Source organism: uncultured Caballeronia sp. (assembly GCF_964243625.1).
Taxonomy (GTDB): Bacteria; Pseudomonadota; Gammaproteobacteria; order Burkholderiales; family Burkholderiaceae; genus Caballeronia.
This window is the reverse complement of the sequence record NZ_CAXTGZ010000460.1, coordinates 1-4942: the sequence shown is the minus strand read 5'-3', so window position 1 is coordinate 4942 and position 4942 is coordinate 1. Positions and strand designations below refer to the sequence as shown.

At 60.7% G+C, this 4942-nt stretch carries 6 protein-coding genes and 1 pseudogene; 3 read left to right on the top strand and 4 right to left on the bottom strand.

Annotation, left to right across the window (positions count from 1 at the left end; translation table 11 throughout):
- Positions 1 to 74 precede the first annotated feature (74 nt).
- The gene (locus ACFFAR_RS24660; RefSeq protein ID WP_174365385.1) at positions 75 to 899 is read left to right on the top strand and encodes a citryl-CoA lyase; all 825 of its coding nucleotides are present in this window, start codon (positions 75 to 77) and stop codon (positions 897 to 899) included.
- Here ACFFAR_RS24660 and ACFFAR_RS24655 read toward each other — a convergent pair.
- The 4 genes from ACFFAR_RS24655 to ACFFAR_RS24640 form a co-directional block, all read right to left on the bottom strand.
- The gene (locus ACFFAR_RS24655) at positions 887 to 1651 is read right to left on the bottom strand and encodes a helix-turn-helix domain-containing protein (RefSeq protein WP_174365386.1); all 765 of its coding nucleotides are present in this window, start codon (positions 1649 to 1651) and stop codon (positions 887 to 889) included. The genes ACFFAR_RS24660 and ACFFAR_RS24655 overlap by 13 nt on opposite strands.
- A gap of 251 nt (positions 1652 to 1902) precedes the next feature.
- The gene (locus ACFFAR_RS24650; RefSeq protein WP_174365388.1) at positions 1903 to 2370 is read right to left on the bottom strand and encodes an RES domain-containing protein; all 468 of its coding nucleotides are present in this window, start codon (positions 2368 to 2370) and stop codon (positions 1903 to 1905) included.
- Positions 2367 to 2822, bottom strand: coding sequence for an antitoxin Xre/MbcA/ParS toxin-binding domain-containing protein (locus tag ACFFAR_RS24645; protein WP_062001261.1), 456 nt, complete (start codon positions 2820 to 2822; stop codon positions 2367 to 2369). Before ACFFAR_RS24645 ends, ACFFAR_RS24650 begins: the two co-directional genes overlap by 4 nt.
- A gap of 68 nt (positions 2823 to 2890) precedes the next feature.
- On the bottom strand, positions 2891 to 3313 hold the full coding sequence (locus ACFFAR_RS24640) for a winged helix-turn-helix transcriptional regulator (protein ID WP_375508623.1): 423 nt from the start codon (positions 3311 to 3313) through the stop codon (positions 2891 to 2893).
- Between the two features lie 117 nt (positions 3314 to 3430).
- Here ACFFAR_RS24640 and ACFFAR_RS24635 point away from each other — a divergent pair, with 117 nt between their 5' ends.
- Together ACFFAR_RS24635 and ACFFAR_RS24630 are read left to right on the top strand one after the other, a co-directional pair.
- Positions 3431 to 4285: an NmrA family NAD(P)-binding protein gene (locus ACFFAR_RS24635; RefSeq protein ID WP_174364080.1), complete on the top strand. Its 855-nt coding sequence runs from the start codon at positions 3431 to 3433 to the stop codon at positions 4283 to 4285.
- 175 nt (positions 4286 to 4460) lie between these two features.
- Positions 4461 to 4942: pseudogene (locus ACFFAR_RS24630) on the top strand (integrase); the annotation flags it as partial.

The window sequence follows — 4942 nt, the reverse complement described above, 5'->3', positions numbered from 1 at the left end:
TGTGACCATCTTTCCACGCTCGGTTTCGATGCGGCGGAAATCGATCAACTACGCGCCGAAGGAGTGATCTGAAGATGACGCAAGATTTTGATGCTGCCACGCTTGCCGCGGATTACTGGAGCACATCGATCATCGATATCCATCCGGGTTCGATCAACGTGCGCGGCTTTCCAATCCAGGAACTGATTGGATCGATCAGTTTTCCGCAGATGATCTGGCTGATGCTGCGCGGCGAATTGCCCGATGAGAATCAGGCGAGGCTGTTCGAAGCGGCGCTCGTCGCGTCTGTCGATCACGGGCCGCACGCCCCTTCGATCGCGATATCGCGCATGGCCACGAGTTGCGGTTTGCCGCTTAACGGCGCGATGGCTTCGGCGATCAATGCACTCGACGACGTCCACGGCGGCGCCGGCCAGCAAGCGGTCGAGTTGTACGACTCGATCGTCGCTTTGGAAACCGCGGGCGCCACGTTGAACGATGCCGTCGCGCAAGGCGTCGATGCGTTTATCAGCGAACGCGGCAAATATCTGCCGGGCTTCGGACACAGGTTTCATCCCGTGGATCCGCGCGCGGTCAGGCTGCTCGCGCTAGTCGATGCCAGCGTCGAACAAGGCGTGGTCAGCGGAAAATATGCGTTGGTGGCGCGGGGTATCGAAGCGTTGTTGAAGGCGCGCAAGAACAAGCCGGTGCCGATGAACATCGACGGCGCGACTGCCGTGATTTATGCCGAGCTGGGTTTTGCGCCCGAACTTGCGCGCGGCGTGTTTTGTTTATCACGGGCGGTCGGGATCTTGTCGCACGCATGGGAGCAGCGCGGCCGCAAGGAACGAAACAAAGGTCCGATGCCGCGGCAAATGGCGTACAAGTACACGGGCAAGCCCGAGCGTCATTTGGCGTGAACTTCGGCGGCGCGACGTTGCGCCGCGCGCAGCGCGCGGGCGTCGCCGCCTAGCGCATCGGTGGCTCGCGCGGCGCAATCGAACAGCGCGCCGAGATTCCGGTCCACGAAAGTCCGATCGATACGCGAGCTCGGACCCGCAAGCGTGATCACGCCGCGTAAGGTCTGGCGCACGCCGAAGACGGGCATCGATACTCCCGCGGTTTCGCGGTCGCGTTCGCCCATCGATACATAATAAAAGTCTTCGCGAATCTGCTCGAAGACGTCACCTTCCCTTCCGCCGAACGCCAGCAACGCCATCCCGCCTGAGCCGCTTTCCAGTGGCAGGACATCGCCTTCACGCACGTGATAACGCACGGCGTGCGTCGAATCCACACGATGCAGACACACGCGCACCGCATCATCCCGAACATAGAACGACACGCTTTCGCCGCTGATCTCGGCGAGTTCGCGCATGAGCGGAACGAGGATATCGGCGAGATTCAGGCTGCGTTGATACACCGCGCCGAGCATGAAGGTGGACGGGCCTAGCTGATAGCGGCCATCGTCCAGACGCAGCAGCAAGCGATGCTGGATCAGCGCGCCGGCAAGCCTCAACAACGTGCTTTTATAGAGGCCTGTTCTGGCTGCGAGTTCGGCGAGCGTCAGGGCGTCGTCGTCGGGACGGAAAGCGAACAGGATCGCACACGCACGGTCGATGACAGCAACGCCTTCGCTTTCCTTTGGGCGCGGGTTATCGGCGGGCGTTGGCATGGTGACTTGGCGTGGTGGTATGGAAGGGGAAATTTTACGCGATGCGAGTTGCGCGAGGTGCAGTCGTTTTCGGAGCGAAGGCCCATCGCTTGGTCGCTGATTCTGGATGTTCTGTCTGCCTCGGGCCGTGGTTGTTTGAAGGTGCGGCGCGGTCAGACAGTTAGTTGCATTTCCTACTTGACGGCTGGCTCGATTCCGCGCGCATGGACGCCGGTCGCGGCGCGGATTTCGTCATCGCACATTTTGACGGCCTAGTCCTTCGACAACAGTCGCAGGATTCGCCTGTCGTGGCTCACCCGAATCACCTCCGCGATCTCGAGACGAGCCGCGTCGGGATGCGCCGGATTCAGCAGGAAGTTGGTCGCGGGCAAGATGGCGCTTGGTACTTTCAACAGCGCAGTCGCTCCGCCGGCAAGCCACTCGGTGCCGGCCGATTGTGTCCATTGCGGATCGGCGCGCCAGTTCTCGGGGGTATCGGCTTCACGCAATTCGGCGACTGCGATGTCGGCGGGGACTTCAACACGCAACAACTGATAGGAGTCCGGCACTCGTTCCGAATGGCTCAGATTCTGGTGAACGAGGATTTCGAGCAAGGCCGAGGCCGGGTGTTCCGCAAGATACACGACCGGCTGCCCCGCGAAATGCCAGCGGCCTGGCGCACGCAGCCCACCGATGCCTCTCAGATCTGCATAGTTGCTGATACGCCATAACTCCATCAGCCGAAGTACCCTTCGTCGAGTTGCACCAGTGCTTCTTCGACCAGGCGCGCGCCGTGTTCGGTGCTAGCCATGTCGAGCGCCGTCTTTCCGCCAAAGCGGCGTTGCGGGCTTCTCAGCCATTGCATCGACTTGTCCTGATTGTCAAAAACCGTGTCGGACTGCGCGACGAGTTTAGCTAGGCGGATGGCTTTGTCGGATTCATCGGTCGAGAGACGTTCCTGATTCTGCCGGCGATGCGTGAGCGTTCGCCGCGGAATGATGAAGCTCAGCTCGTCTGCTTTCAGGCCATGAGCCGACAACCGGTCGATAACGTCAACCGCAACCCGCTCGGCCGCGAGTTCCGCGAGATCCAGTCCGGAGTGGATCGATGCATCGAGCAACTCGGTGAGCAGCGCGAACTCGGCCCGCTTTGGATTGACGGACCCGGTGGGTTTGAAAACGACGGCGGTCATGGTGAAAGTCCTGTTTGGCAATTTGCTCATTCATTATAGGCATTTTGCCGAGGTAGTGCGAGACGTGTCTATATCGACTCGCCAGCGCCTTGGGACGACGCTCGCGCGCCCATGATTCGCGCGAGGTTGATCTCGATCCAGTCAGCCAACGAACTCACTTGCCGTGCGACCTCTTCGCCGAGCGGCGTCAGCCGATAGTCAACGTGTGGCGGCACCACGTCGTACGAAGTCCGCACGACAAAGCCATCCGCAGCCAGCCACTGCAACGTCTGCGCGAGCATCTTTTCGCTCACACCGTCGACTTTGCGGCGCAAATCGCTGAAACGACAAATTTGTTCATCCAGCAACACCATGAGCACAAGCACGCCCCATCGGCTGGTCACGTGCTTGAGCACCTCGCGCGACGGGCAATCCGCCGAAAGCAACTCGCCCCGGCGAACCAGCTCGGACAGAGGCACTGCGTCCGCTGTCATTTCAATATTGGAGTTCATTGATACTTACCTCGGCGTACGTACTTACGAAAAGTTAGTTTATCCGATACCTTGCGGATTCGGTTGTGTCCCGCGCCGCTTTCCATCACCGCTTTCCATCATTCAAGGAGTCGTCTCATGATCGCTGTCACCGGAGCTACCGGCCAACTCGGCCGTCTCGTTATCGAAGCATTGCTGAAAACCGTGCCTCCAGCGCAGATCGTCGCTGCAGTCCGCAGTCCGGAAAAGGCCGCCGATCTTGCGGCTCGCGGGGTCCAGGTCAGGCGCGCGGATTACAACGAGTCCGCCACGCTCGACGACGCTTTCGCCGGCGTGAAAAAGTTGCTGCTGATTTCATCGAATGAGCTGGGCAAGCGCGGCACTCAGCATCGTGCGGCTATTGATGCAGCGCGCCGTGCCGGTGTCGAACTGATCGCGTACACCAGCTTGCTTCACGCCGATACTTCGCCGCTCGGTCTCGCCGGCGAACATCGTGAAACCGAAGCGGCGTTGCGCGAATCGATGGTGCCGTTTGCCGTGCTGCGTAACGGCTGGTACACGGAAAACTACACGGGCAGCCTGGCGCCGGCGCTCGAACATGGCGCGATTCTCGGTGATTCAGGCGATGGCCGGATTTCATCGGCGGCGCGTGTTGACTATGCCGAGGCGGCTGCCGTGGTACTGACCAGGGATGCGCAATCAAGCGGCATCTACGAATTAGCCGGCGACACGGCTTATACCCTTGCCGAATTCGCGGCAGAAGTAGCAAAGCAGTCGGGCAAGCCCGTGGCCTATCGCGACATGTCCGAGGCCGAGTACAAGGCGGCGTTGATCGGCGTCGGTTTGCCCGAGCCCGTTGCCGCGCTGATCTCCGACTCCGGGACAGGCGCCGCGAAAGGCGCCCTCTTCGATGACAGCCGCCAATTGAGCAAACTCATCGGCCGTCCGACAACACCGCTGGCTTCGGTCATTGCGGCGGCGCTGGCGAAGTAATCAGCTTTGAATGCGCGCAGCCCAGATATATGGGCTGCGCGACTTACATCGACACTGCGTTCCTTCGAGTCGACGTGGAAACGTATACTTATCAGATGTGGCGTTTTTTGTTGTCAAACCAGCCCTACGCTGGTAGCCTCCCTTCAAGCTATTGAAACCAAAGCATAAATAACTCATGTTGGCTGCTTCGAACCCGCCATCCACACGCAACGCCGAAAGCCGTACGTCAATAAAGCGGCTCACGCGCGAGCATTTCGCGTTGTATCGCGGGTATCTGGACGGCGTGTCGGTCGAGCAATTGCACGCTACCTATGGCGATGCCACCACCGACGTTCGCGCCACGCGGCGCCTTATCGGGCTTTTGCGCGACACGCTCTCCAGCGCAGCGCGCCGGACTCGGGACGTCGAGGCGGCGCACCTTCTACGCCTGCGTCCCGGCAGCATCCCGGAACGCATCGCCGAAAGCGTCACGCCGACGCTCGAGGCGTATCGCGAGGCCATCGATCCACACGGATTCCACAGCGAAGCTGAATTGCTCGAGCTTTATCGGGCGGAGTATTCGCAGGAAAACTTCCCGCTTGACCGGCGGGCGTCGCGCAATGCACGGCTGCGGCGCCGGCAGGCTGACGCGCTCGCCCGGATGGAAAGCAGTCTGGT